This window comes from Deinococcus radiotolerans, assembly GCF_014647435.1.
GTDB classification, from domain to species: domain Bacteria; phylum Deinococcota; class Deinococci; order Deinococcales; family Deinococcaceae; genus Deinococcus; species Deinococcus radiotolerans.
In genome coordinates this window covers 1-23,004 of the sequence record NZ_BMPE01000008.1, presented here as the reverse complement: position 1 = coordinate 23,004, position 23,004 = coordinate 1, and the positions used below count along the sequence as shown (strand labels likewise).

The 23,004-nt window shown below is 68.8% G+C and carries 22 protein-coding genes; 11 read left to right on the top strand and 11 right to left on the bottom strand.

Annotation, left to right across the window (positions count from 1 at the left end):
• Positions 1–14: 14 nt before the first annotated feature.
• Both IEY63_RS13455 and IEY63_RS13450 read left to right on the top strand, forming a co-directional pair.
• Entirely contained in the window at positions 15–230 is a 216-nt protein-coding gene (locus IEY63_RS13455) for a hypothetical protein (RefSeq protein ID WP_189069646.1), read from the top strand.
• 365 nt (positions 231–595) lie between these two features.
• Entirely contained in the window at positions 596–2,191 is a 1,596-nt protein-coding gene (locus tag IEY63_RS13450; RefSeq protein WP_189069529.1) for a S8 family peptidase, read from the top strand.
• Between the two features lie 92 nt (positions 2,192–2,283).
• Here the strand turns inward: IEY63_RS13450 and IEY63_RS13445 are convergent, their stop codons facing one another.
• Positions 2,284–3,093: an IclR family transcriptional regulator gene (locus tag IEY63_RS13445; RefSeq protein ID WP_189069528.1), complete on the bottom strand. Its 810-nt coding sequence runs from the start codon at positions 3,091–3,093 to the stop codon at positions 2,284–2,286.
• 69 nt (positions 3,094–3,162) lie between these two features.
• Here IEY63_RS13445 and IEY63_RS13440 point away from each other — a divergent pair, with 69 nt between their 5' ends.
• The 3 genes from IEY63_RS13440 (at position 3,163) to IEY63_RS13430 (ending at position 7,447) form a co-directional block, all read left to right on the top strand.
• On the top strand, positions 3,163–4,959 hold the full coding sequence (locus IEY63_RS13440; RefSeq protein WP_189069527.1) for a GGDEF domain-containing protein: 1,797 nt from the start codon (positions 3,163–3,165) through the stop codon (positions 4,957–4,959).
• A gap of 69 nt (positions 4,960–5,028) precedes the next feature.
• On the top strand, positions 5,029–6,132 hold the full coding sequence (locus tag IEY63_RS13435) for a Gfo/Idh/MocA family protein (RefSeq protein ID WP_189069526.1): 1,104 nt from the start codon (positions 5,029–5,031) through the stop codon (positions 6,130–6,132).
• A gap of 94 nt (positions 6,133–6,226) precedes the next feature.
• A complete protein-coding gene (locus IEY63_RS13430) occupies positions 6,227–7,447 on the top strand; it encodes an NAD(P)/FAD-dependent oxidoreductase (protein ID WP_189069525.1) in 1,221 nt (406 codons plus the stop codon).
• Positions 7,448–7,499: 52 nt separating this feature from the next.
• On the opposite strand, the gene IEY63_RS13425 is transcribed toward IEY63_RS13430, so the two are convergent.
• Genes IEY63_RS13425 through pyrR form a run of 4 tightly spaced genes read right to left on the bottom strand, consistent with a single transcriptional unit; the run spans position 7,500 to position 10,724 of the window.
• Complete coding sequence (locus tag IEY63_RS13425) at positions 7,500–8,759, bottom strand: dihydroorotase (RefSeq protein ID WP_189069524.1); 1,260 nt, start codon at positions 8,757–8,759, stop codon at positions 7,500–7,502.
• Positions 8,756–9,232, bottom strand: coding sequence for a hypothetical protein (locus tag IEY63_RS13420; RefSeq protein ID WP_189069523.1), 477 nt, complete (start codon positions 9,230–9,232; stop codon positions 8,756–8,758). Before IEY63_RS13420 ends, IEY63_RS13425 begins: the two co-directional genes overlap by 4 nt.
• A 2-nt stretch (positions 9,233–9,234) precedes the next feature.
• Positions 9,235–10,179 carry an aspartate carbamoyltransferase catalytic subunit gene (locus IEY63_RS13415; RefSeq protein ID WP_189069522.1) on the bottom strand — a complete coding sequence of 315 codons (945 nt, stop codon included), beginning with the start codon at positions 10,177–10,179 and terminating at the stop codon, positions 9,235–9,237.
• Entirely contained in the window at positions 10,176–10,724 is a 549-nt protein-coding gene (pyrR, locus tag IEY63_RS13410) for a bifunctional pyr operon transcriptional regulator/uracil phosphoribosyltransferase PyrR (protein WP_046844314.1), read from the bottom strand. Before pyrR ends, IEY63_RS13415 begins: the two co-directional genes overlap by 4 nt.
• A gap of 355 nt (positions 10,725–11,079) precedes the next feature.
• On the opposite strand from pyrR, the gene IEY63_RS13405 reads away from it, so the two are divergent.
• Positions 11,080–11,520, top strand: a complete 441-nt coding sequence (locus tag IEY63_RS13405; RefSeq protein ID WP_119673946.1) for an Hsp20/alpha crystallin family protein — start codon at positions 11,080–11,082, stop codon at positions 11,518–11,520.
• An 82-nt stretch (positions 11,521–11,602) separates the two neighbouring features.
• Here IEY63_RS13405 and IEY63_RS13400 read toward each other — a convergent pair whose 3' ends face one another.
• The 4 genes from IEY63_RS13400 to IEY63_RS13385 all read right to left on the bottom strand — a co-directional run bounded on the left by IEY63_RS13400 (position 11,603) and on the right by IEY63_RS13385 (position 14,753).
• A complete protein-coding gene (locus tag IEY63_RS13400; protein ID WP_189069521.1) occupies positions 11,603–12,538 on the bottom strand; it encodes a hypothetical protein in 936 nt (311 codons plus the stop codon).
• Between the two features lie 82 nt (positions 12,539–12,620).
• Positions 12,621–13,295: a phosphatidylserine decarboxylase gene (locus IEY63_RS13395; protein WP_189069520.1), complete on the bottom strand. Its 675-nt coding sequence runs from the start codon at positions 13,293–13,295 to the stop codon at positions 12,621–12,623.
• Between the two features lie 134 nt (positions 13,296–13,429).
• Positions 13,430–14,200, bottom strand: coding sequence for a peptidylprolyl isomerase (locus IEY63_RS13390; RefSeq protein ID WP_189069519.1), 771 nt, complete (start codon positions 14,198–14,200; stop codon positions 13,430–13,432).
• A gap of 82 nt (positions 14,201–14,282) precedes the next feature.
• Entirely contained in the window at positions 14,283–14,753 is a 471-nt protein-coding gene (locus tag IEY63_RS13385) for an Lrp/AsnC family transcriptional regulator (RefSeq protein WP_189069518.1), read from the bottom strand.
• 162 nt (positions 14,754–14,915) lie between these two features.
• Here IEY63_RS13385 and ald point away from each other — a divergent pair, with 162 nt between their 5' ends.
• The 3 genes from ald (at position 14,916) to IEY63_RS13370 (ending at position 19,212) form a co-directional block, all read left to right on the top strand.
• On the top strand, positions 14,916–16,022 hold the full coding sequence (gene ald, locus IEY63_RS13380) for an alanine dehydrogenase (RefSeq protein WP_189069517.1): 1,107 nt from the start codon (positions 14,916–14,918) through the stop codon (positions 16,020–16,022).
• A gap of 420 nt (positions 16,023–16,442) precedes the next feature.
• A complete protein-coding gene (locus IEY63_RS13375; protein ID WP_189069516.1) occupies positions 16,443–18,293 on the top strand; it encodes an ABC transporter ATP-binding protein in 1,851 nt (616 codons plus the stop codon).
• A 25-nt stretch (positions 18,294–18,318) separates the two neighbouring features.
• Positions 18,319–19,212: an aldo/keto reductase gene (locus IEY63_RS13370; protein ID WP_189069515.1), complete on the top strand. Its 894-nt coding sequence runs from the start codon at positions 18,319–18,321 to the stop codon at positions 19,210–19,212.
• Positions 19,213–19,321: 109 nt separating this feature from the next.
• On the opposite strand, the gene dnaG is transcribed toward IEY63_RS13370, so the two are convergent.
• Positions 19,322–21,100, bottom strand: a complete 1,779-nt coding sequence (gene dnaG / locus IEY63_RS13365) for a DNA primase (RefSeq protein ID WP_189069514.1) — start codon at positions 21,098–21,100, stop codon at positions 19,322–19,324.
• A gap of 323 nt (positions 21,101–21,423) precedes the next feature.
• On the opposite strand from dnaG, the gene IEY63_RS13360 reads away from it, so the two are divergent.
• Positions 21,424–21,738 (top strand): cupin domain-containing protein, encoded by a 315-nt coding sequence (locus IEY63_RS13360; RefSeq protein ID WP_189069513.1) that lies wholly within the window; start codon positions 21,424–21,426, stop codon positions 21,736–21,738.
• Positions 21,739–21,819: 81 nt separating this feature from the next.
• Here the strand turns inward: IEY63_RS13360 and IEY63_RS13355 are convergent, their stop codons facing one another.
• Positions 21,820–22,194, bottom strand: a complete 375-nt coding sequence (locus tag IEY63_RS13355) for a nuclear transport factor 2 family protein (RefSeq protein ID WP_189069512.1) — start codon at positions 22,192–22,194, stop codon at positions 21,820–21,822.
• Positions 22,195–22,328: 134 nt separating this feature from the next.
• Here IEY63_RS13355 and IEY63_RS13350 point away from each other — a divergent pair, with 134 nt between their 5' ends.
• On the top strand, positions 22,329–22,895 hold the full coding sequence (locus tag IEY63_RS13350) for a type 1 glutamine amidotransferase domain-containing protein (protein WP_062158976.1): 567 nt from the start codon (positions 22,329–22,331) through the stop codon (positions 22,893–22,895).
• Positions 22,896–23,004: the final 109 nt, after the last annotated feature.

Here is a 23,004-nt window from a genome sequence, read left to right as displayed (position 1 = left end):
GTCGTACTGGGGGCATGAAGACGCGCACCCGCAAGAACAGTAAGTCCGGCAAGATGGGCCTCATCCTGGCCGCTGCTCCCGTCGTGCTGGAGCTGATCGTGGCGGCCCGCAACGGTCAGAAGAAACGTGGCAAGTACACCCGCGCCCGTAAACGTGACCGGCTGATTGATTCGCTGCTCAGCGGCGCGCAGAAAGCAGTCGGGAAGTCCAGTCGGCGCCGCTGGTTCTGAGGCGCAGCGGTCAGGGAGGGAAGCAGCTGCTTCCCTCCCTCGTCTGTTGTGGGGCTGGGTGGAGCGGAGGAGAGTGTCTGGGAGAGCATTTGGGCAGGGGACTGATGATCAGAGGCTGCGCGCGCCGGTAGCCATCAGGTGTCTGGCGAAAGCAGCTTCCGGCGTGACTGTGCGTTCCGGGCCGGTGGGTCACGGTGATCGAGGGAAATGAAGGTCCATACCGTGGTAAACAAATTGTATAGATAACCAAAACGGTTCACTCAACGGAACGACTAGAACTGAATGGTCTGCTCAATGTCAGCTCAGCCGCCCACCGGGCAGGCCACCCCATGGCGCACACCGCAGGGGTGCCCAGGAGGAACCGCATGCACGCACGCTCCACCCTCGCCGCCATCACCCTCACCTGCCTCCTTGCCGCCTGCGGTCAACAGGCCGCCACCCCACAGTCGGGCCTGCCCACCACCGAAGGCGCGGCCCGCACCCACACCCAGGCGCCCCTGCTGGGCACCAGCAACCCAGACGCCATTCCCGGCCAGTACATCGTCGTCATGAACGGCGCCGCCGCCAGCAGCCTCGCCAGTCAGGGCGGCGGCCTCATTCAGGCGCTCGGCCTCAACCCACAGGGCGTGACGGTCCTGAACGTCTACGACCAGGCCCTGAACGGCTTCGCCGCGAAGCTCAGCGCGCAGAACGTCGCGAAACTCCAGGGTGACCCGCGCGTCAAGTACATCCAGCAGGACAGCATGTCGCGCGCTACCGCCACCCAGTCCGGCGCCGTGTGGGGCCTGGACCGCACCGACCAGCGCAACCTCCCCCTGGACGGCAGCTACACCTACAGCACCACCGCCAGCGGCGTGAAGGTCTACATCATCGACACCGGCATCCGCGTCACCCACCAGGAATTCGGGGGCCGCGCCGTGTGGGGCAGCAACCAGACCGGCGACGGGAACAACACCGACTGCGGCGGACACGGCACTCACGTGGCTGGCACGGTCGGCAGCACCACCTACGGCGTCGCCAAGGGCGTGAAATTGATCGCCGTGAAGGTCCTGGGCTGCGACGGACGCGGCTCGAACAGCGGCATCATCGCCGGGATCAACTGGGCCCTGAACAACAAGGGCAGCGGCACCGCCATCGCCAACCTGAGCCTCGGCGGCGGCGTGGACCAGGCCGAGAATGACGCCGTGACCAACGCCAACAGCAAAGGCCTGTTCATGGCCATCGCGGCCGGAAACGAGAACCAGAACGCCTGCAACGTCTCCCCGGCCAGCGCCGCCGGGGCGTTCACGGTCGGCGCGACCACCAAGACCGACCGCCGCGCCGACCCCAACGACTGGGGTTACACCGCTTCCGGCAGCCCCCTGGGCAGCAACTACGGCACGTGCGTGGACATCTCTGCACCCGGGACGGGCATCACCAGTACCGTCAACACCAGTGACACGGCGATCAGCAGCGCCACCTGGAACGGCACGAGCATGGCCACTCCGCACGTCGCGGGCGCCGCCGCCCTAGTCCTGGCCGCCAATCCCAGCTACACCCCGGATCAGATCAAGACCGCCCTGCTGAACGCGGCCACCACCGGCAAGCTGACCAACCTGAATGGCAGCCCCGACAAACTCCTGTACGTGGGCACGGGCAGCACCACCCCCACGCCGACGCCCACGCCCGGCACCACCTACCAGGGCAGCGTGAACGCCGGGTACAGCGCCTACGAGCCGAAAACCTCCGGGTACTTCCAGTACGCGGGCGGCACCCTGAAGGGCGCCCTGACCGGCGCCAGCGGGACTGACTTCGACCTGTACCTCCAGAAGTGGAACGGCAGCGTCTGGGCGGACGTGGCCGCTGCCGAGGGCAGCACCAGCACCGAGAACATCACCTATGTGGCCGCCAGCGGCTACTACCGCTGGCAGATCTACGCCTACAGCGGCAGCGGCGCGTACACCCTCGTCGAGAACCGCTGACCCACACGTTTCCAGCCGGAGTCAGGGGGCCTGCCAATCCAGGGCGCAGGCCCCCTGTTCCGTGCTTCCAGTTCCGACGGTCGTCCCGGTGCTCAGTCCGGTAATTTCGTTGCGACGTCCAAGAAGAACGCGGCGTCACCTGCCCAGGGGCGCAGGTAGCCCATGTCATGCGACACGCGGCGCGCCGTGTCCGACAGGGCCCGCAGCGCCTCGGCCGTGAGCGGCCACTCGGGCCAGTCCGGCCAGGACACGCTCAGCGCCGCGACCAGCGTGCCTCCGGCGCGGAAGACCGGCGCGGCCACCTGCGGCCACCCGCTCGCCACGTCCTCGCGGCGCGGTGGGGACAGCCACGCGCGGCGCGTCACCTGATCCAGCGTGTCCAGCGTGGCGCGCCCTGCGCCCGCCTGCCCCAGCAGCCGCTCCCGCAGGGACAGCGTCCCGAAGGCCAGCAGCAGCCGCCCCGACGCGTCACTCAGCACGTCCCGCCGCTCGCCAGGACTCAGCGGGCCCCCAGGGGTGGGCAGCACCTCGGTGTACAGGGTGTCCTGACCGTCCAGCACGGCCCACGCCACGGCCAGGCCCGTCTGCTCACGCAGGTGTTCCATGTGGGCCAGCGCGACGTTCAGTGGCGGGGCGTGCACCTGCACGTGCGCTTTCATGGCAATGAAGCCGCTGCCCAGCCGGTACCCGTCTCCGTCGCGGCGCAGCAGTTCGTACTTCTCCAGGACGCGCAGCGCGCGCAGGCAGCTGGCCTTGGGCAGGCCACTGGCCCGCGCGAGTTTCGCCAGCGTCCACTCCGGCTGGCGCGGCGTGAAGAACGTCAGCAGGTACAGCGGGCGCTCCAGGGTCGGCACGTCCGTCCCGTGCGCGCCCCGTTCCGCTGACTGAATCGCTGTGTTCACCCTGCCGGTATCGTACTTCACCGTGCGGGCATGCAGGACGGCGCGCGGACGTGGCCACTAGACTGCGCTATGTCCACCGTTGAGCAGCTGGAACGTCACCTGTGCGGCGCGCGCGGTCAGACGCGCCTGCGGGTGCTGCTGGATCTCGCGGCGGAACTGTGGGACAAGAACCCGGCCGACGCGGTTCGCCGCGCACGTGACGCGGCCGCCCTGGCCGGGCGCCTGAACGACCCGGGCGCCCTGGCCCGCGCCACGCTGGAACTCGGGCGGGGCCAGTCCAGGCTCGGTCACTACGATGCGGCGCGGGCCACGCTGCAGCGCGCCATCACGCTGCACGAGGCGGCCGGGGACGAGCTGGGTCTGGCGCGCAGCTGGATGGGGCTGGGGACCGTCCGCTCGAACCTGGGTGAACTGCCGCAGGCCCTTGAAGCGCATTTTGCCGCGCAGACACTCTTCGAGCGCCGCAGCAACGACTGGTTCCTCAGCGCGTGCCTGAACAACCTCGGCGTGGTCTACCAGCGCCTGGAGGACCACACGGCCGCCATGAACTACAGCCTGCGGGCGCTGCGCCTGGCGACCGGGGCGGGGAACACGGTCGTGCGGATCTCCGCGACGAACAATGTCGGGAACGTCGCCATGGACATGGACCGGCATGAGGAGGCCCTGTCGTACCAGACCGAGGCGCTGCACCTGGCGCGCGTGCACGGCAGCCCGTACAACGAGATCGTGGCCCTGACGAACCTGGGCATCCTGCACAGCCGACTGGGGCAGTTCCCGCAGGCGCGGGAACACCTGAGCCGCGCCGGGGAGCTCGCCCAGGCAGCCAGTGACCTGGACAACTTGGTCGAGGTGCACGCCGAGCTGGGCCACATGCACCACCAGTCCGGGCAGTGGCCGGACGCCCTGGGCGCCTACGCCCGCGCGCTGGAGCTCGTGAACCGCATGGGGGACTTCTACCTGCAAGCGCGCCTGCACCTGCGCCGCGGCGAGACCCTGCTGCGCCTGCATGACCACGCGCAGGCCGGGGACGCCCTGCGCCGCGCCCTGAACCTTGCCGGGCGGATCAGCGCGGACCGCATCGCCAGCGAAGCGCACCAACACCTGAGCGACCTGCACGAGCAGACCGGGGACCTGAGCGGCGCGCTGCGTCATCTGCGCGAGCACCTGCGGCTCACGGTCGCCATCAGCCGCGCCGCGGCCGAGCGCCGCAGCGCCGTGCGGCTCATCGAGCATGAAACCGAGCGGAGTCGTCAGGTGGCCGCCGCGCAACGTGACCTAATCGAGCAGCTGAGCCTCGCCTCCGGCACGCTGAGCGGCCCGGACACGCCCGCCTGGACCCTGGACCTCCTGCGCAGCCAGCAGCAGCTCGCGCAGCAGGCCAACCTTGACCCCCTGACCGGCCTGTTCAACCGCCGCTTCCTGGAGCAGCGCCTGAACGGGGAATTCGAGTGCGCGCGGCGGCAGCACCAGCCGCTCGCCGTGGCGGTGCTGGACCTCGGCCCGTTGCGGCCGGACGCCACCGCTCACGCCGCCACGGACGACGTTCTGCGCGAGATCAGCGGCCACCTGCGCCGACAGGTCCGCCAGCTGGACGTGCTGGCCCGCCTGGATGACCACCGCCTCGCGCTGCTGCTCCCGCAGACCAGCCCGGACGGCGCGCTGCTCCTGTGCAGCCGCCTGCGCGCCAGTGCCGGCGCCCTGCGCTTCCCGCACCTGCCCCACCCGCAGGTCACCCTGAGCGTCGGCCTGTGCACCGACACCGCCTGCGCCCACCCGGACGACATGCTTGAACGCGCCCAGCAGCTGCTGTACGCCGCGCGGGCCGCCGGGGACGGTCAGATCGCAGCGGACTTCACGGCCCCCTGACGCGCCGCTGAAGAAGCCCTGAAGTGCCGCCCCATCCGGACGCCGCGCCGCGCGGCTACGGTAAGGCCCATGCCCCTGAAACCGGACATCAAAGCGCCCGAAGCGCAGCGTGAGCGCGTGGGGTTCGCCCTGGTCGGCATCGGCAAGCTGACCGCCGAGGAGCTCATTCCCGCCGCCTGCACCAGCAAGCACGCGTACGTCGCCGCGCTCGTCAGCGGCGAGGCGGACAAGGCGCAGGGTTTCGCGCGCGCCCTGGGCCTGACCGAGCAGGACGCCTACACCTACGAGGAGTTCGACGAACTGGCGGGCCGCGACGACGTGCAGGCGGTGTACATCGTCACGCCGAACAGCCTGCACCGCGAGTACGCCACCCGCGCCGCCCGCCTGGGCAAGCACGTCCTGTGCGAGAAACCGCTGGGCGTGAACGCCGAGGACGCCCAGGCCATCGTGGACGCCTGCAAAGAGGCCGGGGTGCTCCTGATGACCGCGTACCGCTGCCAGTACACCCCGGAACACTGGGCGGCCAGGGCCGCCGTGCAGGGCGGCACGCTGGGCGAGGTGCGGCTGCTGCACTCCATCCACGCGCAGGTCGAGGACGACCCAGAGGCGTGGCGCCTGAAACGCGAGCTAGCGGGCGGCGGGCCGCTGCCGGACGTGGGTATCTACAGCCTGAACACCCTGCGTTTCATCACGGGGCAGGAACCCGAGTGGGTGTTCGCCACGCAGCATCAGCCCGACGGCAACCCGCGATTCCGCGAGGTCGAGGCCTCCATGAGTGCCCTGCTGGGCTTCCCCGGCGGCGTCAGCGCCACCCTTCAGACGAGTTACGCGGCGTTCAAGACCACCTCCCTGCGCGCCATGGGCGAGAAGGGCAGCCTGAACATGGAACCCGCCTTCCCCTACGACGGCCTGAAGGTACAGGTCAGCAGCGAGGGCGGCACCCACGAACCCACATTCCCCGAGTACGACCAGTTCACGCTGGAATTCGACCACTTCGCGCAGTGCATCCGCAGCGGCGATACCCCGTGGACGCCCGGTGAGGAGGGCGTGCAGGACCACGTCATCATGGACGCCCTGTACGAGAGTGCCCGCACCGGGCAGGTCGTGCGCCTCCCCACCCAGACCAGCGCGGACGCGTTCCGGGGTACGAAACCACAACTGCCCCAGAAGTAGATTCGCGTCCCACAACGAAACCTGAACGTTCGCCCGCCGGAAACCGTAGCCGCGCGCCCACCTGCCCAGCCGCCGGACTTTCTACAGTCAGCCCATGGATCTCCGTAGCGGACGCGCCTTCTGGCCCCTCACCAACGGCCTCATGCACACCTACCCGCCCCTGAGCGGCGACGAGCGCGCCGACGTGCTTGTCATCGGGGCGGGCATCACAGGTGCCCTGATGGCCGATCAGCTGACCGCCGCCGGGCTGAATGTCGTCGTGACCGACCTGCGCGACGCCGCGTTCGGCAGCACCAGCGCCAGCACCGCCCTCCTCCAGTACGAGATCGACACGAACCTCGTGGACCTGATTCCCATGACCGGGCAGGCCGACGCGGAACGCGCCTACCACCTGTGCCGCGAGGCCATCGACATGGTGCGCGACCTGACCGCCGAGCTGCCCGACGACTGCGGGTTCCGCGAGCGGGGCAGCCTGTACTACGCCAGCAACCGCCGCGACGCCCGCATGCTCGCGCAGGAGCACGCCGCCCGCACCCGCGCCGGCCTGAATGTCGAACATCTGGACGCCCGCAACCTGAAGGCCCGCTTCGGGATCACTGCACCTGCCGCACTGTTCAGCAGAGACGGCGCGGAGGTCGACCCGTACCGCCTCGCGCAGCACCTGCTTCAGCGGGCGCAGTCCCGGGGCGCGCGGGTGTACGACCGCACGGAAGTCACCCGCCTGGACGAGCCCAGAGATAGGCACGGAGGCGACTTCACGGCGCACACTGACCGGAACGCGAAGATCCAGGCCCGCTGGGTCATCGTCGCCACCGGGTACGAGGCCGAGAAGTTCCTCGGCAGGCGCCTCGCGCAGCTGAAGAACTCCTACGCCCTGGCGACCGAACCCATCGCAGAAACCGACGGGGAACTGTGGCCCACCGGCTGCCTCATCTGGGAGACGGCCCGCCCGTACCTGTACGCCCGCACCACCCAGGACGGCCGCGTCGTCATCGGCGGCGAGGACGACAACCACCACAGCCCAGCCCGCCGCGAACGCGCCCTGCCCGCCAAGCAGAAACGACTCGAACGCAAACTCGGCAAGCTTCTCCCGCACCTCCACCCGGAAACAGCCTTCGCCTGGGCCGGCACCTTCGGCGAGACGAAAGATGGTCTGGCGTACATCGGCCCCCGGGAGAAGGGCGACCGACTGCTGTTCGCCCTCGGCTACGGGGGGAACGGCATCACGTACAGCGTGCAGGCCGCCCGCCTCCTCACGGACCTGATCCAGGGAGAGGAGCACGACGACCTGCGGATCTTCCGGCTCGACCGGTAAACGGAAAGGGGGCGCCGGGTGGTCGCCCCAGCGCCCCTCCTCCTGTCACCTCTTACCGCTGGTACGCGACTTTCCCGTCCACGACGGTCAGCACCGGCCAGCCCTTCAGGGTCTCGCCCGCCCAGGGCGTGAACTTCGCCTTGCTCTTGAACTCGGCGGGGTTCACGGGGCGTTCGGTGCTCAGGTCGAGGATGACCAGATCAGCCTTCGCGCCCGCGTCCAGGGTGGGTGCCTCCCAGCCCATCACGCGCGCCGGTGCGGCCGTCATCAGGTCCAGGATGCGCTCCAGGCCCAGCGTCTCACCGAAGCGGGTGTACATCAGCGGGAACGCCAGTTCGATGTACGCGATGCCGCTGGGTGCGTCCAGCAGGTCTCGTTCCTTCTCCGCGCGGGTGTGCGGCGCGTGATCCGTGGCGAGGCAGTCCACGCTGCCGTCCCGCAGCCCCTCCAGCAGGTGATCGGCGTCCACCTGCGTGCGCAGGGGCGGCGCGACCTTGTAGATCGCGTCAAAAGAACGCAGCGCCTCGTCCGTCAGGGTCAGGTGGTGCGGGCAGACCTCACACGTCACTGGCAGGCCCTGCGCCTTCGCGGCGCGCACCAGATCCAGGGCGCGCGCCGTGCTCAGGTGCTGGATATGCAGCCGCGCCGGGACGCCCTGCGCGTGCAGGCCCGCTACGATCTCGATATCCCGCGCCACGCGCGCCGCCTCCGCCGCTGCCGGGTTCCCGGGCAGGCCCAGCGACTCGCTGACCGGCCCCTCGTTCATCACGCCGTCCGCGCGCAGGCTGGCGTCCTCGGCGTGCACGCTGATCACCATGCCCAGGCTCCCAGCCGTCTCCAGCCCCAGGCGCAGCGTGCGGGCGTTCTCGTTCGTGCGCCCGTCGTCCGTGAACATCGCCGCGCCCGCCTCTTTCAGGTAGGTCAGTTCGGCCAGCTCCTCACCCTTCTGCCCCTTTGTCAGCGCTGCCGCCGGACGCAGACGCGCGAAGCCCAGGCCCGACGCCTTCTCAATCAGGCTGCGCACGATCGCCGGATCGTCCACAACAGGGCTGGTGTTCGGCATGCTCACTACCGTGCCGTACCCACCGGCCGCCGCCGCCGCCAGACCGCTGGCGAGGTCCTCCTTCTCCGTCTGCCCCGGCTCGCGCAGGTGCGCGTGCAGCTCGATCAGCGCGGGCGCGACCGTGCCGCCCTGCCCGTCGATGACCTGACCTTCTTCCGGCAGGTTCCAGCCCTTGATCAGGCCGCCCTCAATGGTGACGCTCTCGGTCTTCTCCGACCCGACGCGCTTGATGTTCGTAATCGTGATCATGTGTCCTCCGTATGTCCTGTGGCGAGGTTCTCGACCTTGAAGCTCAGGGAGTGCGTCTGTTCCAGTCCACTTACGTGATGGCGAAGAGTCAGGGCGTACCGTTGGCCCAGCCAGATCAGTTCGTGCTGCCAGCAGGGCTCGGCGTTCTCCCACCAGTCGAGCGTAGTGTTTTCCTGTCCTGGTGGTCCGTGAGTGGTCTCGATCAATCCGCACAGCAGATCAACTTCGGCTGCGCTGGCCTCGCCGAGACGTTGGGCCTCTTCCAGGGTGAACAGTTCGGGGATGGGCTGGGCGTTCACGAGCAGCGTCACCCACTCCTGCCGTTCTTCCACCACAACTGCTTCAGGCGCTGAACCGGTCCGTGCCGTCTGGTACCTGAGGCCGAGTTGTTGTGCCGCCTCCCTGAGTGAAGTCCGTTCCGCTTGCAGCCAGAGGTCGAGAGCCTGATGCACAGTGGCCTCGACCTCCGACATGCTCAGTTCCGTCCGACGAGCAGGTGGTAGAGGACGCTCATGCGGATGGCCTGTCCGTTCTCGACCTGTTTCAGGATGCGGCTCTGAGGGCCGTCGGCGGCGTCGCTGCTGATTTCCAGGTCGCGGTTCATTGGGCCGGGGTGCAGGACGATGGCGCCGCTCTCGGCGTCTTTCAGCAGGGTGTCGTTCACCTGGTAGGTGTTGGCGTATTCCTGGAGGCTGCCGAGGAACCCGCCTCCCATGCGTTCGCGCTGGAGGCGCAGTGCCATGACGGCGTGGGCGCCGCGCACGGCTTCCTTGGGGTCCGTGGTGAGGGTCACGCCCGGCATGTGGGCGAGGCCGGGGGGGAGGAGGGTGGCGGGGCCGCACAGGACGACCTGCGCGCCCAGTTTGGGCAGCAGTTCGGCGTTGCTGCGCGCCACGCGGCTGTGGCGGACGTCACCCAGAATGGCGACCTTCTTGCCTTCTAGGCTGCCATATTCCTGACGGATGGTGTACGCGTCGAGCAGCGCCTGGGTGGGGTGGGCGCGGCGGCCGTCCCCGGCGTTGATGACGGGCTTGCCGCTGTAGCGGGCCACCAGATGCGCGGCGCCGGCGGCGTGGTGGCGCACGATGTACGCGTCGACCTTGTAGGAGGTCAGGACTTCCAGCGTGTCACGCAGGCTCTCGCCCTTGCTGACGCTGCTGGCCCCGGCGGCGAACGTGAGGACGTCGGCGCTCATGCGCCGGGCGGCCAGTTCGAAGCTGGTGCGGGTGCGGGTGCTGTTCTCAAAGAACGCGTTGCAGACCGTCAGGCCCTGGAGGGCCGGGACCTTCTTTACGGGCCGGTCAAGCACCTGGAGCATGGTGTCGGCGTTGTCGAGGATGGCGCCCAGGCGTTCGGGCGTCCAGTCCTGGAAGTCCAGGAGGTGGGGTGGGCGGGCGCCCATGCTGGTGGGGGCGTTCATCGCAGCGCCTCCATGTCCCACAGTTCGACGCTGTCCACGTCGTCGGTTTCCTGCAACTTGACCTTCACGACTTCGCTGGCGGCGGTGGGCAGGTTCTTGCCCACGTAGTCCGCGCGGATCGGCAGTTCGCGGTGCCCGCGGTCCACGAGGACGGCCAGCTGGATCCCCGCGGGGCGGCCGAGGTCGATCAGGGCGTCCAGCGCGGCGCGGACGGTGCGGCCGGTGTACAGCACGTCGTCCACGAGGATCACGCGGCGGTCGCGCAGGTCAAAGGGCACCTGCGTCTCGCGGATGATGGGCTGCTGGGCGACCTCGCTGAGGTCGTCGCGGTACAGGGTGATGTCCAGCATGCCGGTGGGGACGTCCACGCCTTCGAGGGTGCTGAGTTTCTCGGCGAGGCGGCGGGCCAGGGGGATGCCGCGGGTGTGCACGCCGATCAGGGCGAGGTTCTCGGCGCCCTTGTTGCGTTCGATGATCTCGTGCGCGATGCGGGTCAGGGCGCGGCGGACCTCGTCGGCGGTGAGGATCGTGGCTTTAGGCGTCACGCTCTTGCTCCGGTGGGGGCCATAAAAAAAAGGCCGTGCAGCGCGGGCTGACGGGTCGGGGTTGGGTGGGTCATGGTGCTCCTTCTCCTGCCTCACGGGGCGGGTGCAGCCTCACGGGACTGCCGGGAAAGGGACGGGGTGTGGGGTTGTAGGGCGCGCCGGGGCGCGGGCCCTGTGGAGTGTACACCGCCGCGCCCGGGCCTGTCATGCCGCCCGTCCGACCGAATGCGGGAGTTTGAGGCGCACTAAACTTGACAATATGGCGCGCAGGTTTTACTATGTTGATAGTTGAGCGCAAGGCACTCAGATTTATGAATGAGGGTGCGGCGCGCTTCCAGTCTCAGGAGGTACTCAAATGATGCGATTCGATCCCTTCCGTGAAATTGAGGAACTGACCCAGCGCATGGACCGCGCGTTCGGCCAGGCTGCTGCGCCCGCCCGCTTCGCCCCGCCCGTTGATGTGCACGAGGACGACCAGGGCCTGGAACTCACCCTGGACCTGCCCGGCGTGACCCCCGACCAGGTGCAGATTGAAGCGGAGAACCAGACGCTGACCGTCCAGGCCACCCGCACCTACGACCGCCGCGAAGGCCGCACCGCCCACCGCGTCGAACGCGCCCACGGCACCCTGGCCCGCACCTTCAGCGTGCCCGCCAAGTACGACCTCACCAAAGTGGAAGCCGACCTGCAACACGGCACCCTGACCATCAAGGTGCCCCGCAGCGAAGCCGCCCAGAAACGCACCATCACCGTCCGGACGAACAACGTTCTCGACAGTGAGACGGCCAGCGCGTAAACCAGAACGAATGAAAGGAGCGAGCCAGTGATCGGCTCGCTCCTTTCATTCGTGGGGAGCTGCCGGGTCTACGCTCGCATCTCTACTCGCCTTCGCGTACGGCCTCCAGCAGCTCCTGCACGATGTGCAGCGCCGCTGGCCCCAGCGGGGAGCGCGTGACGCCCATCAGCGTGCCAAGTTTCTCGCGCCGTGCGGGCGTGAGGTTCAGCCACCGCTGGAGGTCCTCGCGGTGCGTGCGGGCCGTCTCGTCCCGCAGGTAGCGCACCGCGCCGTCGTAATACCCGACCTGGAACGCCGCCCGCGCGCGCCGCTCCTGCTCCACGAGGCCCAGGCCGCGCGTGGCAAGCAGCACCCGCCGCGCCTCCGGCTCCCCGCCGAACGCGTACAGACTCTCGAGGTGATACACCGCCTTCGGGAAGCGCAGCCCGGCCGAGGCGCGCCACGCGTGCGGCAGGCGGATCTCGAACTCCGGCCATAGGTGCAGCCACGTCAGCAGCGCCGGGTACAGCAGCGTCAGTGCGATCTCGCGGGCGTCCGCGAGGGCCAGCAGCTGCTCCTGCACGCCGTGCCCGGCCCCCGTGTGCGCCGAGCGGGCGGCCGTCAGCGCGTCCTGCGCGTTCAGCAGCAGCTCCGCGCGGTGCGCGGCCCGCTGCGACGCGCTGAGATTCCACAGCGTCCGCTGGATGCGCCCGTAGTGCCCGGTCGGGTCGTACAGCACCCGGCTGGTGGCCAGCAGCGCCAGGGGCGCCTCCGCGCGGGCCACGTCCCAGTCCCGCCACGCCTCCAGCTTCTCGAACGGGAAGTGCTCGACCGACACGCCCGCCCGCGCGTCCGCGTGGGCGCTCAGCACGCCCCGCTCAAAGGTCACGAACGTCGGCACGCTGCCCGACCACTGAAATTCCGTGCCGTAACTTCCGGCCTGCGCCACGGCGCGCACCTTCCGGTCCGCCACCAGCCGCTCCGCGACCCGTTCCGGCGAGTGCCGCTCTGACCGCTCTGCATTCGATTCTGTCTTCACGTCACCCCCCTAACACGCCCCCGTTCACCCGGGGCAGACCGCGTAGCATACCTGACCGCGGCCCTGGCGCCGCGTGCCCGGCTCAGGCGTTCACGCCCGCTCCGCTGCGCGCCACCACCGTTTCCGCGCCCGTCACGCGGTCGCCCACGCTCACGGCGGGTGTGAACGCCAGCGGCACGTGCAAGAGCACCAGCCCACCCTCCTGCAGGAACGCGGCCTTGTACCCGGCGCGCACCTCGTCGCCCTCCCGCGTGAAAGACGTGCCGTTCAGGCCCGCGCGGCCCGCCACCAGCGTCACCGTCACGTCGCCCGCCGGGGTGGAGATCACGGCGGCCTGCCGCTCGTTCTCCAGCGCCCCGCGCGACACCAAGGCGTCCACCGCGCGGCCTGTCAGGGCACTCAGCGTGCCCGCGGCGTCCAGCAGCGGCACGTTCACCCGCGCGCCCACGTGCGTCGCGTACGACACCGCGCCCGACACCGGCTGGAACACGTAATGCACGTCCAGCGGCCCGACCGTCACCCCGATCAGCCAGCCGTCCGCCGCGCCCGGCGTGCCCAGCAGCGCCGGCATGTCCAGCCCGTCCGTCCGACAATCCTGTACCCGCCGCACGAACCCCACCACGCCGTCAGCGGCACTCAGGACCTCACCCGCCCCCACCTTCGGGAGGCGCACCGGGTCACGGTAGCGGTACACGCCCCGCAGGTACAGGGCCGCGCCAGCAGCCAACGCAACAGGAATCAGACGGCGAACACGCATGCCCACAGTCTAGGGGCACGCGCGCCGCGCCGGGGAAAGGAAATCTTTGGTGATGCGCAGGCGAGCTCGGCCTCAGGGGAGAGAGGAGAGGCCGCGCCGGAACAAACCCCTGAAACTGGCCTGCGCGGACCCGCTTACTGCTCCTGAAGGATCTGCACGCCCAGCAGCGTATCGGCGCCCGCACCGGCAATGGGGCCGCTGCCCGTGTAGTTGCGTTGCAGGCGGTTCAGGACGTCCTGCCCGCTGATGACCTGCCCGAACACCGTGTAGTTCCCGCTGAGGAAGTCCGCAGGCGCGACCGTGATGAAGAACTGGCTGCCCTGCGAACTGAGGCTCTGCGAGCGGGCCATGCCCAGCACCCCGGCTTTATCGAAGCGGACGCCGCTGACGAGTTCCGCGCTGAACTGGTACCCGGGGCCGCCCGTGCCCCAGTTCGCCTGCTGCGCGGGATCGGCGCTCAGGGGGTCGCCGCCCTGCGCCATGAAGCCGTCAATCACGCGGTGAAAGCGCGTCCCGTCGTAGAAGTGATTCAGCGCGAGGAACACGAAGTTGTTCACGGCGACCGGCGCGACCTTCGGGTACAGGTCGAGCGTCACGTCGCCCTGACTGGTCTTCAGGACGGCGCGGTAGCGTTTGTTCGGGTCGATGATCTGCGCGGGCGGGCTGCTGAACGAGCGCACCGGAGCCTGCGTGAGTTCCGGCATCGCCTGGAAGCTCAGCACCGGGGCGGGCGCGGGCGCCGCAGGATTGGGGGAGACCGGCGCGGTGACGGGCGCCGGGGCCGTGGTGGCCGGAGCTGTACCAGCCGGCGTGGTGGTGGCCGGGGCGGTAGTGGCGGCGGGCGCGCAGGCGACCAGGGCGGCACCCAGCAGGACGGAAGCGGTGATCAGGGCACGTCGGGACATGCATCAGTGTCCCACAGCGTCCATGAGAGGTCCCGGCGAGCGTCCGCTGGGCGTGGGCCTGGTGCCGCCCCAGCAGGCCGCGTCACTCCAGTGGGAGGCTGGTCGTGTACTTCTCCTGCTTCACCACGATGGTGCTGGCGGTGTTGCGCACGCCGGGAATGGCGGCCAGGGTGTTCACCAGGAAGTGCTGGTACGCGTCCAGATCCGGCACGGACACCTTCAGCAGGTAGTCGATGTCGCCCAGGCACAGGAAGCATTCGAGCACCTCGGGTCGTTCCTGCATCTTCTTCGCGAATTCCTCGAAGCCCGCCTTGGTCTGCTTGTCCAGCGTGACGCGCACGATCACCATCAGTTCGCGGCCAACGGTTTTCGGGTCAAGCAGTGCCACGTACCGCTGGATGACGCCCTCCTCCTCCAGGCGGCGCACGCGGCGCAGGGTGGGGGCGGGGGTCAGGCCAATCTCGTCCGCGAGTTCCGTGTTCGGAATGCGGGCGTCCCGTTGCAGGATCCCCAGAATCTGCCGGTCAATGGCATCCAGATCACTCTGAGACATGATAGAGCGCATCATAGCATACCGGCGCAATCATATTGCGGCATACGGCCTGAAAAGGGCGCTTGCGGGCAATCCTGATTGCGTCACCAACTGTTAATCTTGCGTCAAGCAAATCAGCATCTCGCCCGCAGATTCACGCTGCGCGGCCACAAAGGACACACCATGCACATCGGACTCCCGAAAGAAATCAAGGTCAAAGAAAACCGCGTCGCCCTCACCCCCGGCGGCGTCGCCACCCTCATCCGCCGCGGCCACACCGTCACCGTCCAGCAGGGCGCCGGCCTCGGCAGCGGCATCTCCGATCAGGACTACGTGAGCGCCGGCGCTACCCTCGGCACCGCCGACGACGCCTGGGCCGCCGAGATGGTCGTGAAGGTCAAAGAACCCATCCAGAGCGAATACCACTACCTCCGCCCCGACCTGCTGCTCTTCACATACCTGCACCTCGCTGCCGACCGCCCCCTCACCGATGCCCTCCTGCAAAGCGGCACCACCGGCGTCGCCTACGAAACCGTGCAGCTCGACGACGGCAGCCTCCCCCTCCTCACCCCCATGAGCGAAGTCGCGGGCCGCCTCAGCGTCCAGGCCGGCGCGTACCACCTCCAGAAACCCGTCGGCGGACGCGGCGTCCTCCTCGGCGGCGTGCCCGGCGTGCAACCCGGCCACGTCACCATCATCGGCGGCGGCGTCGTCGGCACCAACGCCGCCAAGATGGCCATGGGCCTCGGCGCCAAAGTCACCATCCTCGACGTGTCACAGCGCCGCCTCGCATACCTCGACGACGTGTTCTTCGGCAAGCTCACCACCATGATGAGCAGCGAAGCCAACATCCGCGACCTGCTCCCCACCACCGACCTCCTCATCGGCGGCGTCCTCATCCCCGGCGCCAAAGCCCCCCACCTCGTCACCCGCGACATGCTGGGGCTCATGCCCGAAGGCAGCGTCATCGTCGACGTCGCCGTCGACCAGGGCGGCTGCGTCGAAACCATCCACGCCACCACCCACGACGACCCCACCTACACCGTCGACGGCGTCATCCACTACGGCGTGGCCAACATGCCCGGCGCCGTGCCCCGCACCAGCACCTTCGCCCTCACCAACCAGACCCTCCCGTACGCCCTCCTCCTCGCCGACCACGGCGCCAAAGCCCTCCACCGCAACAAGGCCCTCATGCTCGGCCTCAACACCCACCAGGGCAAACTCACGTACCAGGGCGTCGCCGACGCGTTCGAACTGGCGTACGTGGCACCTGAAGCGGCGCTGGCCTGAGATTTAACTGATCACCCCACCCCCCAGCCCCCTGCCCCTCTGGGGTAGGGGGCTGGGGGGTTTACGTTGCACTGGGCAAGAGATTCTTTCGATGCGGCGTGTTCGTGTCGGGCGGTAACGTGTCTGGCTTCGACGCCATCCTTCGCCCCCCTCGCAGGCCCGCGCGCTTCGCGCACAACGGCCAGTGGTGGTGTGCGGCGGCGAGCAGGGCGGATGGTGCGGGCCGCTGATCGACTTTGTTTCGCTTCGGCAGAAGCATGCTGCCCCTGACTCTCCTTCAAGGGGAGCTGTCAGCGCAGCTGACTGGCTGGCACAGCTGCGAAGCAGAGGATTTACCCTTCCCGCTGCGAAGCAGTCTGGGTTCCCACTCCCCACGACCTACTCCTCACTGCCCTCTCGCTTCCCGCGTACCCTGTTCCTATGTTCTCCCGTCCTGGTCGTGCTGCTTCGTCCCTCAGTCCGGATGCGCCGCGTGTGAGGCGGGATCCGCGTCAGCTGGTGCGGCTGCTGGCGTTCGCGCGGCCATACCGGTGGGTGTTCGTGGTGGGCGTGGTGGCCACGCTGATCTCCAGCGGCCTGAATCTGGTCTTCCCGGCGCTGTTCGGGCGGTTGATTGATGCGTCATTCCTGAAGGTCGGGTCCACGGACACCGGGCCGCTCGACCGGACGGTGCTGGCGCTGCTGGGCATCTTCGCGCTGTCGGCGGTGTTCGGCGCGGCGCAGTCGTTCCTGCTCTCGCGGGTGGGGGCAGGAGTGGTGGCGGACCTGCGGCGGGCGGTGTTCGCGCATCTGCTGACGCTCTCGCCGCGCTTCTTCGGGGAGCACAAGACCGGGGATCTGACCAGCCGCCTGACGTCAGACGTGGGCACTGTGCAGACCGTGACGAGTACGGCGCTGGCGCAGCTTGCGGCGCAGTCGGTGAGTCTGGTGGGCGCGGTGGTGCTGCTCGTGACGACCAGTCCGCGCCTGAGCCTGCTGACCCTGGCGGTCATTCCGCTGGTTATCGGCACGGCCGTGACGATCGGGCGACGCATCCGCCGCGTGAGCCGCGAAGTGCAGGACGCGGTGGCGGGCGCGAACGCCAGCGCCGAGGAGGCCATCAGCGGCGTGCGCGTCGTGCAGAGCTTCACCGCGGAAGGCGTGGAGGAGGGCCGCTACGGGCAGGGCGTCACGCAGAGCTTCCTGGCCGCCCTGAAACGCGCTCGCCTCCAGGCACTCATGGCGGGCGTGATGAGCTTCCTGACCTTCGGCGCCCTGGCCGTGGTCCTGTGGTACGGGGGGCGGCTGGTCATGGCGGGCAGCCTCACGCCGGGGAATCTGGTGACATTCCTGTTCTACGCGCTTCAGGTGGGCGGCACGGTCGTCGCGCTGACCGGCGTGTTCAACCAGTTCCAGGAGGCGCTGGGCGCGTCGGGCCGCATCTTCGAACTGCTGGACGAACGCAGCGACCTGCCGCAGCCCGCGCAGCCCGCCCCGCTGGCCCGCGCGGAGGGCCGCGTGTCCTTCGACGGCGTGTCATTCACCTATGACGGTGAGACTGAAGGGAAACGTGCCGCCGTGCTGCGCGACGTGACACTGGACGTTCCCGCCGGGCAGGTCGTCGCGCTGGTCGGGCCGAGCGGGGCGGGGAAGACCACCCTCGTGAACCTCATCCCGCGCTTCTGGGACGTCACGGGCGGCACCCTGCGCGTGGACGGGCGGGACGTGCGCGACTACGCTCTGGCGGACCTGCGCGCCCAAGTGGGCCTCGTGCCGCAGGAGACGCTGCTGTTCAGCGGCAGCATCCGCGAGAACATCCTGTACGGCCGTCCCGGCGCGAGACCCGACGAGGTCGAGGCCGCTGCCCGCGCCGCGAACGCCCACGAGTTCATCAGCGCCTTCCCGCACGGCTACGACACGGTCGTGGGGGAACGCGGCGTGAAACTCAGCGGCGGGCAGCGGCAGCGGGTCGCCATCGCCCGCGCCATCCTGAAAGACCCCCGCATCCTGATCCTCGACGAGGCCACCAGCGCCCTGGACAACGAATCCGAAGCGCTCGTGCAGGCCGCGCTGGAACGCCTCATGCAGGGCCGCACCACCTTCGTCATCGCCCACCGCCTCAGCACCATCCGGAACGCCGACCGCATCCTCGTCATGGACGCCGGGCGCGTCACCGAGGACGGCACCCACGCGCAGCTCCTCGCGGTGGGCGGCCTGTACCGCGACCTGTACGAACTCCAGTTCCGCGCCGAACAGGAAGCCCAGGCTGACCTGAACCTCACCACCAACTGAACGCCAGCGGCGCACAATACCCGTCATGGAACAGAGGGACTTCGGCACCACCGGCCTGCGCGTCAGCCTCCTCGGCCTCGGCGCCGGGCAGATCGGCGACGGTGCACTGAGTGAAGACCACGCGGGCACCCTGCTCAACCGCGCCATCGACCGGGGCATCACCCTGGTCGACACCGCGCGCGGCTACGGCCTCAGCGAGGAACGCATCGGACGGCACCTCGCCTACCGCCGCCACGACTTCATCCTCAGCAGCAAGGGCGGCTACAGCGCCGACGGCGCCGACGACTGGACGCCGCAGGCCATCCGCCTGGGCATCGAACAGGCCCTCACACGGCTGCGCTGCGACTGGATCGACATCTTCCACCTGCACTCCTGCCCGGCCGAGACCCTGCGCCGCGACGACCTCCTCGGCGCCCTCGACGCCGCCCGGCGCGACGGCCTGATCCGCGTCGCCGCGTACAGCGGCGAGAACGAAGCCCTCGCCTGGGCCATCCAGAGCGGCCGCTTCGGCAGCGTCGAGACCAGCGTCAACCTCGCCGACCAGTTCAGCCGCCGCCAGCTGCTCCCCGCCGCCACCGAGAGCGGCATGGGCGTCATCGCCAAACGCCCCATCGCCAACGCCGCCTGGCGCTTCGCGGACCGCCCCGCAGGCGACTACGCTGAAACGTACTGGGAGCGTCTGCGCACCCTGAACATGGACTCCATCCGCCAGCAGGCCGGACTCGACTGGCTGGACCTCGCCCTGCGCTTCACCGCGTACGCCCCCGGCGTCCACAGCGCCATCGTCGGCACCGCCAGCATCCAGAACCTCGAACGGAACATCGACCTCGTCCAGCAGGGCCCGCTGCCGCTGGACGTCCTGACCCACATCGAAGCCGCGTGGACGCGGCACGGGCTGGAATGGGGCGGGGAAGTGTAAAACGCAGGGCGAGCAGGGGTGGTCACACGCCCCCTCACCCGCCCCTGCAGGGCACCCTCTCCCCTTGTGGGACTCGTAGCTGTACCGCAGAGAGCGAGAGAGCCGCGCCTTACGCTCTTGCGGCCCCGCGCACGCGTTTCTCGGCTTCGATGGCGCGCTGGAGGTCCTGAATCTGCCGCAGGAGGCCCAACTGCTCGGTGGGAGGAGCGCCCGGCACCTGTTTCTTCAGCAGGTCCACCTCGGCGCGCATCGCGTCGATGCTGAGAGTCACCTGAATGTCGTCCACGGCGGCCGCCGCGTAGCCGTTGACCTTCTGCTCGTACTGCTGGCTGTTCTCCCGGCCGATGGTGCCCGCGTCGCGGCCCTCGAACATCAGGCGGATCAGGAGTTGCTCCTCGGGCTGGCCCCGGAACACGTCCAGAATGTCGTCGGGGGTCTGCGCGCCGCGCGCGGCCAGCATCACCTTGCGCACCGACTCGTTGCGCCACGGCATACTGCCGTCCAGTTTCGCCAGCAGCGATGGATCAACCAGCAGCTGCTTCAGGAGGGCCAGTTCGCGGTCCTCCTCGCTGCGCGTGCTGGTCATGCCCGCCAGATGCGTGTCGGTCAGGGTGCGCCTCTTGGCCTTGCTGGCGATCCATTCCATGAGCGCCTCGGGCTTGATGCCCAGCGTCTCGCACGCCGCGCCGCGCACGCCCTCGGCGATCTCGTCCAGGGGGTCGAGGTTCTGCATGCGCGGCAGCAGTTCCATCAGGATGCGGCGTTTGCCCTCGCTGGTGCCCACCCCGTGCCGCTCGATGGCGGCCTGCACGCGGTAGCGCACCTCGTCCAGACCGCTGCTCAGGGCCGTGCGCAGCTGCTCGATATCCCCCGCCAGGAGGGTGTCCGCCGGGTCCTTCCCGCTCGGCACGCTCGTGGCGCGCACGCGGAACTTCGCGCCGAGCACCTGATCCAGTCCCGACAGCGTCGCCTTCAGGCCCGCCTCGTCGCGGTCGAACAGCAGCACGAGACTCTGCGCGCCCAGGCGTTCCAGCAGCGTCGCGTGCTCGGCGGTCAGGGCCGTGCCCAGGCTCGCCACCGCCCCCGTGAAGCCGTGCTGGTGCATGGTGATTACGTCCATGTAGCCTTCGACCACCACCAGCTCGCCGCCGTTCTTCAGGCCCAGGCGGGCCTTGTCCAGCCCGTACAGCAGTTCACCCTTGCGGAACACGTCCGTCTCGGGGGTGTTCAGGTACTTCGGCTTGCTGTCGTCCAGCACGCGCCCCCCGAAGCCCACCAGCCGCCCCAGGTGATCGCGGATGGGGAACATCACCCGCGCGCGGAAGCGGTCGTACACCCGTCCGGACTCCGGGTTCTCGATCAGCAGCCCGGCCTCCAGCAGCTGCCGTTCCGACACGCCCTTCACCCGCGCGTGCTTCAGCAGGCCGTCCCAGCCGTCCGGGGCGAAGCCGATCTCGAATGACTCGATGGTCGCGTCCGTCAGGCCACGCCGCCGCAGGTACGCCAGCGCTGCCTCACCCGCAGGCCCCATCAGGTGCTCACGGAAGTACGCCAGCGCGAACGCATTCACGTCGAACACGTCCCGGCTTGACCGCTCGCCGTACCGCGCCTCCACCTGAATTCCGGCGCGCTCCGCGAGCTTGCGCATCGCGTCCCCGAAACTCAGGTTCTCGGTGCGCTGCACGAAACTGAACACGTCCCCGCCCGCCTTGCAGCCAAAGCAGTAGAAGTAGCCCTGCTCCGTATCCACCTGGAACGACGGCGACTTCTCCTTATGGAACGGGCACAACCCCTTCAGGCGACCGCGCCCGGCGGGGGAGAGCTGCACGTACTCGCCCACCACATCCGCAATGTTCAGGCGCGAACGAACCTCTTCTTTCGTTCCCACGGCAGCACCTCACCCCCTTTCAGACGGCCACACACAGGGCGGCCAGAGACGCCCAGTGTACCCCACACCCGCTCAACCTGCCAGAGGAAGAAAATGACCACTGGGACGGCAAAAAAAACGGGGTTGCCGGGGCGTGCGTCCAGCACGGGAACGGCGCGCTCAGGCAGCGAAAGATGCAGCGTGCCCCGGCCCGCACCCACCGGGGGACTGGACAGCGCAGCAACCAGGCTCTGCGGCGCCTCAAGTCCTCATCAACCCTGCGTGAATTCCCCTTCAGGCCCCCATCACGCCCCGGGGCGCCCAGGCAGCGCACGCTGAACTCCATGAGCCAATACAAGGTCAGCCAGAGCGACACCACCCACGGTAAAGACGGCGAACACCACCTCGTCAAGGGGCAGCAGAGCAGCATGCGCCTGTGGCACCGCGAGGAACCCAACGCCGACAAGCCCGAACACACCCACGAGTACGAAACCCTCGGGTACGTCATTGAAGGCAAGGTTGACCTGATCGTGAACGGCGAAACCGTCAGCCTCCAGCCCGGCGACTCCTACCACGTCCCCGCCAATACGCCCCACACCTTCCGCGTCACCGAGACCCTCACCGCCGTCGAAGTGACCACGCCCGGCACAGACAAGTAAGGCCCCCTCACCGCTCGGGAGAGGGATAAATAATGCCCGCCCCTGGCCTGTGCCGGGGCGGGCGCGTTCTTCACTTGACGGTCAGGCGGGGGTCGCCACCACGAACGCCGCACTGTCGTAATACGTGCGGAACGCCGAGACCTTCCCACCCTGCACGTCCAGCAGGCTCACGCCCCGGTACGAGATCTCCCGCCCGCCCGGCAGGCGACCCGACGCCGTCCACTCCAGCACGCCCAGACCCCCCTCTTCCTGCACGCGGGTGAACTCACTGCGCACCTCCTCGAAATTTTCCAGGTACGCCTCCCAGAACGCCCGCGCACCCTCCGCCCCCTCCCACGTCTGCTGCGTCAGGTTGCGCAACGTCACGTTCCCCGCGTGCAGGGCCAGCAGCCCCGAAACGTCCCCGCCCTGCTCGGCCGCCTGCAAGGCCTTCGCGAACTCCTCAGTCAGTGTCATGCCCCCCACCCCATCACACGCCCCTGGCCCGCAAGGCAAGAACCCACACCAACTCAAGCCCCCCTCAACCCCGCCTCAACGCGCCTTCAGACCACCATCACGCCCCACGTCAGCCCACACGGCACGCTGAACGCATGACCGACCAACCCCTGAAAGGCAAGACCATCGCCATCCTCGCCGCCGACGGCGTCGAACAGGTCGAACTGGTGAAACCCCGCGAGGCGCTAGAGGCCGCCGGGGCCACCACGCACCTCATCAGCCTCAAGGCCGGGCAGATCCAGAGCATGAAAGGCGACATGGAACCGCAGGACAAATACGACGTGGACCACACCGTCACGCAGGCCAACCCCAGCGACTACGACGGCCTCCTGCTCCCCGGCGGCACCGTCAACCCCGACAAGCTGCGCCTGGACCCCTACGCCATGAAGTTCGTCCGCGCGTTCTACGACCACGGCGCACCCATCGCCGCCATCTGCCACGGCCCCTGGAGCCTCAGCGAGACCGGCATCAGCAAAGGCCTGAAAATGACCAGCTGGCCCAGCCTCAAACACGAACTCACCCTCGGCGGCGCCGAATGGGTCGACCAGCAGGTCGTCGTGGACAAGGGCATTGTCACCAGCCGCAACCCCGACGACATCCCCGCCTTCAACGCCAAGATGATCGAAGAATTCCAGGAAGGCGACCACAGCAGCAAAAGGTAAACAGGAGACAGGAGAAGGGTCGCACTCGGGGGAGGAGGGCGGCCCCTGACTACCCTTCAAAACGCACAGTAGGCAGCAGAAAGTCGGCTCCTGTACGGTATTTCTGCGA

Coding starts and splice junctions, on each gene's coding strand:
- IEY63_RS13420 (WP_189069523.1), bottom strand. CDS start 9,232: ATGTCGGAGGTCGAGGCCACTGTGCATCAGGCTCTCGACCTCTGGCTG.
- IEY63_RS13405 (WP_119673946.1), top strand. CDS start 11,080: ATGATGCGATTCGATCCCTTCCGTGAAATTGAGGAACTGACCCAGCGC.
- IEY63_RS13440 (WP_189069527.1), top strand. CDS start 3,163: ATGTCCACCGTTGAGCAGCTGGAACGTCACCTGTGCGGCGCGCGCGGT.
- IEY63_RS13350 (WP_062158976.1), top strand. CDS start 22,329: ATGACCGACCAACCCCTGAAAGGCAAGACCATCGCCATCCTCGCCGCC.
- IEY63_RS13425 (WP_189069524.1), bottom strand. CDS start 8,759: ATGATCACGATTACGAACATCAAGCGCGTCGGGTCGGAGAAGACCGAG.
- IEY63_RS13430 (WP_189069525.1), top strand. CDS start 6,227: ATGGATCTCCGTAGCGGACGCGCCTTCTGGCCCCTCACCAACGGCCTC.
- IEY63_RS13385 (WP_189069518.1), bottom strand. CDS start 14,753: ATGTCTCAGAGTGATCTGGATGCCATTGACCGGCAGATTCTGGGGATC.
- IEY63_RS13415 (WP_189069522.1), bottom strand. CDS start 10,179: ATGAACGCCCCCACCAGCATGGGCGCCCGCCCACCCCACCTCCTGGAC.
- IEY63_RS13390 (WP_189069519.1), bottom strand. CDS start 14,200: ATGTCCCGACGTGCCCTGATCACCGCTTCCGTCCTGCTGGGTGCCGCC.
- IEY63_RS13375 (WP_189069516.1), top strand. CDS start 16,443: ATGTTCTCCCGTCCTGGTCGTGCTGCTTCGTCCCTCAGTCCGGATGCG.
- IEY63_RS13395 (WP_189069520.1), bottom strand. CDS start 13,295: ATGCGTGTTCGCCGTCTGATTCCTGTTGCGTTGGCTGCTGGCGCGGCC.
- IEY63_RS13355 (WP_189069512.1), bottom strand. CDS start 22,194: ATGACACTGACTGAGGAGTTCGCGAAGGCCTTGCAGGCGGCCGAGCAG.
- IEY63_RS13360 (WP_189069513.1), top strand. CDS start 21,424: ATGAGCCAATACAAGGTCAGCCAGAGCGACACCACCCACGGTAAAGAC.
- ald (WP_189069517.1), top strand. CDS start 14,916: ATGCACATCGGACTCCCGAAAGAAATCAAGGTCAAAGAAAACCGCGTC.
- IEY63_RS13455 (WP_189069646.1), top strand. CDS start 15: ATGAAGACGCGCACCCGCAAGAACAGTAAGTCCGGCAAGATGGGCCTC.
- IEY63_RS13435 (WP_189069526.1), top strand. CDS start 5,029: ATGCCCCTGAAACCGGACATCAAAGCGCCCGAAGCGCAGCGTGAGCGC.
- IEY63_RS13450 (WP_189069529.1), top strand. CDS start 596: ATGCACGCACGCTCCACCCTCGCCGCCATCACCCTCACCTGCCTCCTT.
- IEY63_RS13370 (WP_189069515.1), top strand. CDS start 18,319: ATGGAACAGAGGGACTTCGGCACCACCGGCCTGCGCGTCAGCCTCCTC.